Below are 4,185 nucleotides of genomic sequence, written 5' to 3'. Positions count from 1 at the left end.
CCAGCGCCGACCTCGTCGGCGCGACAACAGCGATCAAGGGGGACAATCCATGAAATCGGCATCGCTTCTGGCATCCGCGGCCGCCGCCGCGTTCGGCCTCGGTCTCTTCGTCGCCGGGCCGCTGGCCGCCGCCGGCACCTTCGTCGTCGACCTGACCCATCCCATCGGCACGTTTTCACCCAAGGACGGCAACATCGGCAAGCCCGATCTGACGAAACCGCTCAAGGGCTCGATCCAGGTGCCGACCTTCGGCGCCCAGGCCGTCTACGAGGCGCTGCCCGACTTCAAGACCAACCGGGGCTACTTCGGCATGGGCCGTTTCCTCCTGTACGAGCACCACGGCACCCATATCGACGCGCCGGTGCACTTCAACAATACCGACAAGACCTTGGAGTCGAAAAATCCCGACAAGCGGACGCTCGAGGAACTCGGGGTCGACGATTTGACCGGTCCGGTGGTGTTCATCGACATCAGCTCGCGGGTGCAGGCCGAGCTCGACAAGAACGGCGGCAAACCGGGCAAGTCCAGCGTCACCGATTTCGGCAACAACACCAGCAACGTCGTCACCGCGGCCGACATTGCCGGGGTCGAGGCGCAGATCCGCAGCGGCATCTGGCTCGTCGTCAATGCCGGCTGGTCGCGCTTCTTCAAGGGTACCAGCCTGCAGGATTCGCCCTACATCAACGGCTGGAACTTCCCCGGCATGAGCCAAGCGGCCTGCGACAAGCTGATCGAGATCGAGGATCGCAAGGGCGTGCGCATCAACGGCATCGCCATGGACAACATCGGCATCGATTCGGGCGAAAACAGCCGTGGACCCAAGGGTGATCTGGTTACCGATTCCTGGCACTGCCATATGCGCGGCCTGCAGCGCGGCTGGAAATTCCTTGAGAACGGCGCCAACCTGGGCCAGTTGGCCGAAGCCAAGCCGGGGTCGTGCATGTTGTTCGTCGGCGCCCCCAAGCTGGTTGGCGGCACCGGCGGTCCGTCGCGCGCCATGGCGCTTTGCGAGCGATAAAAGCGGCTGCCGTTCCGCTTCCGCTGCCCTAGGCAAACGCGTATCGCCATCGTCGCCGGCCTGCTGGCCTTGTGCTGGCAGGCCGGCGCCTTGGCGCACAAGACCAACCTCAGCCGCCTGACGGTCGCGGTCGCCGGCCATCGGGTCGACGTCCGCCTCATCGTTTCGGCCCACGACCTGGCGCTGGCGTTGGGCATCGAAACCGACCTCGTCGCCCCGGTGCCGAAGAACGCCTTCGAGGCGCGGGCCGACGCCCTGGGGGCCTACTTGGCGGCGCGCCTGGTCGCCAGCGCCGACGGCCGGGACTGCCGCCGCGCGGAAGCGGGCACCGAATATGGCCGCCTGCCCGACGAGGTGATTGTCCGACTGGTCTTCCGCTGCCCCGCCGCCATCGCTCGCCTTGATCTCGGCTATCTCTTGTTCTTCGACCTCGACGCCGGCCACCGGGCCATCGGCACCATCGACGCCGGCCAGGGCCGGCGCGAGTTCCTGTTCGACGCCGAGATCACCAACCTCGAAATCGAGGTGGCGGCGCCCCAGCCCGAATCAGCGCTCGCCTGGCTACCACGGGCCGGGCGCATCGTCGTGCTGGGCATCGAACATATCTCCACCGGCGTCGACCACTTGCTGTTCCTTGTCGCCCTGCTTCTGGTCAGCGCCCGCTTTGTCGATCTGGTCAAGATCGTCACCGCCTTTACCCTGGCCCACACCCTGACCCTGTCGCTGGCCTGGTTCGGCGTCATCGACCTGCCGTCCGGCCTGGTCGAAAGCCTGATCGCCCTGAGCATCGCCTACGTCGCCGCCGAAAACCTGTTCGCCGGCGCCACCGGCCACCGCTGGCTGCTCGCCCTGGGCTTCGGCCTGGTGCATGGGCTGGGTTTTTACACTTTCCTCAAGGAACTCGATCTCGGCGGTGCCGGGGCCGTGACGACGCTGTTTGCCTTCAATCTCGGCGTCGAGATCGGCCAGTTGGCGTTCGTCGCCGCGGTCTTCCCACTGCTGATTTTGGCGAGCCGCCGATCCTGGTACCGGCCGGCGATGCGCGCGGGCTCGGCGCTCATCCTGCTGGTCGCTACCGTCTGGTTCGTCCAGCGCGCGTTGATTTAGAACTCTAACCGCCGCGGCAAAGGATGCCGGCGGTGGCGCGGGCGGCGTTGCGAACCGCCTCGTCGGGATCGCCCTGTTCGAGCCCGGCGATGCGTTCACAGGCCGCCGGGTCGGCGAGATAGCCCAGGCTCAAAACCGCTTGCCGGCGCACCTCGGGGTGGCGGTCGTCCAGCGCCGCCACCAGACCGGCCCCCGCCGCCGGCCGCTTCAGCCGCCCCAGCACCCGGGCGGCAACCCAACGCACCTCGGCCGAGACATCGCCGAGCAGGGCTGCCAGGGCGTCGGAGGCCTGGTCGTGACCGAGCACGCCGAGAGCGCGGGCCGCTGCCGCCCGGAGGCGGAAATCGCCGTCGTCGATCGGCCCGGCCAGGAGAAACCGCGTCGCCCGTAGCGCGCCGCTGTAGCCCAGTCCGGCGATCGCCATCCGGCGCAACTGATAGCTCCCCTCGTTAAGCCTGAGGCCCAGGCCCGAACTCCGATCGAACATGGCAACAGCGGCGGCATCGAGGAATTCAGCGAGCGATCCGGCGGCATCGAGCGAGGCAAGCACCCGGATCGCCTCGAGGCGCAGGCTCTGCTCGGCAAGGTAGGCGGCGGGGCGCCCCTGCTTCGCCAACTCGAGCGAGGTGCGGCTGGACACCGTGGCGCGGCGGTAGAGCTGGCGCAGGGGTTGGGCCGCCCGCTCATCGCCGGCTTCGGCCAAGGCCTCGATGGCGAAGAACTGCACCGCGGCGAGGTCGCTCTGCAAAAGCTCGATCAGTTTGGGCACCGCGCTGCCGTCGCGGATGGCGCCGAGCGCCACCGCAAGCCGTACCTTGAGCGCGTTGTCCCGGGTGCGGTCATAGAGCGCGGCGAGCCCGGCGAGCGCCCGGGGATCGGCGATATGGCCCAAGGCCTCGACGATGGCGCCGCGTTCGGAGGCGCCGGAGGCGCGGGACAGGGCCGCCAGCAGCGGCACCGTGACGCTCGGCGACCGGGTCAGGCCGAGCGAGCGGATCGCCTTGCGGCGCAGGCTCGGGTTGGCGTCCGCCGCCAGCAACCCGGTCAGCAGGGAAATCGCCGAGGGATCGTCAAAGGCGCCCAGCGCCTCGACGACGCCGGCCCGCACGATCAGCGAGCGGTCGCCCTCATAGGCGGCGATCAGGTCGGGCAGCGCTTGGGCCGCCGCCATGCCGGCGAGAGCGGCGGCGGCGGCGGCCCGAAGCTCGTCGCGCACGTCGTGTTTGAGAACGCGGGTCAAGATCGGAACGGCGCGGTGGTCGCCGATCTGGCCCAAAGCCGCCATCACCGCATCCTTGACCAACGGCCGTTCGTCGGCGTCGGCGAGGCGGGCCAGCATCGGTGCCACCGCCCTCGGTTCCTGACGGACGCCCAGCGAACGCGCCGCCCGCATACGGTAGCCCGGTTCCTCGGCCCCCAGCGTTGCCAGCAGGATGTCGAGCGGAACGCCCCAGTGCTCCCAGCCGTTGGCCAGCACAGGCGTCACGGCCAGCCATACCGCCAACCCGGCGATCACCGGACGAATGACAAACCGTGTGACCATGTTTTCAGCGATGGCTGCCGCGACGATCTTAGGACGCCGGCTTGTTTGGCAATTCGAACGCTGGCGTCAATTCGACCATGAAGGCCTCTCCGAAGCCATTAAGGCCTCTCTGAAGAATGTCTCCGGCCGTCGATTCTCCCCCGGCGACCACAGCCCCAAGCATACCACGAAGCAAGCGCCACGGAAGACGCCAGGCGCTAGCCCGCATTTCTCACCGGGTCATGGCCTGCGCGTCGCTGTCGCGCCGACAGGGTATTCTCGAAGGGAAAAACTTGAATCACGCTCGAAATAATCTTCCAGGATCTCAGCTGTCTCAATATTGGGCACACTAAAAGGTATACATTTTACAGCCTTCGGGTGGTCCATCATGGCGATGAGGTAGTGTCGATGTCCTAGGAGGAACCCATACGGCAGAACCGTGTGATGAACGACCTCCTGGCTGCGACGTTTAGGTCGCTATCGGCGGCTACGCTCTCTGGTTGAACTCGAACCTGACATTCGGGCCGAGAGCTTGAAA

At 67.1% G+C, this 4,185-nt stretch carries 3 protein-coding genes; 2 read left to right on the top strand and 1 reads right to left on the bottom strand.

The window, feature by feature from the left end:
- Positions 1–49: 49 nt before the first annotated feature.
- Together QGG75_12345 and QGG75_12340 are read left to right on the top strand one after the other, a co-directional pair.
- Positions 50–1,018, top strand: a complete 969-nt coding sequence (locus QGG75_12345; protein ID MDP6068021.1) for a cyclase family protein — start codon at positions 50–52, stop codon at positions 1,016–1,018.
- A 69-nt stretch (positions 1,019–1,087) separates the two neighbouring features.
- Complete coding sequence (locus QGG75_12340; GenBank protein ID MDP6068020.1) at positions 1,088–2,125, top strand: HupE/UreJ family protein; 1,038 nt, start codon at positions 1,088–1,090, stop codon at positions 2,123–2,125.
- Between the two features lie 4 nt (positions 2,126–2,129).
- Here QGG75_12340 and QGG75_12335 read toward each other — a convergent pair whose 3' ends face one another.
- Positions 2,130–3,668, bottom strand: a complete 1,539-nt coding sequence (locus QGG75_12335) for a HEAT repeat domain-containing protein (protein ID MDP6068019.1) — start codon at positions 3,666–3,668, stop codon at positions 2,130–2,132.
- Positions 3,669–4,185: the final 517 nt, after the last annotated feature.

The organism is Alphaproteobacteria bacterium, from assembly GCA_030740435.1.
GTDB lineage: Bacteria > Pseudomonadota > Alphaproteobacteria > UBA2966 > UBA2966.
The sequence above is the reverse complement of the archived record's forward strand: the minus strand, read 5'-3'. Positions and strand labels throughout refer to the sequence as shown.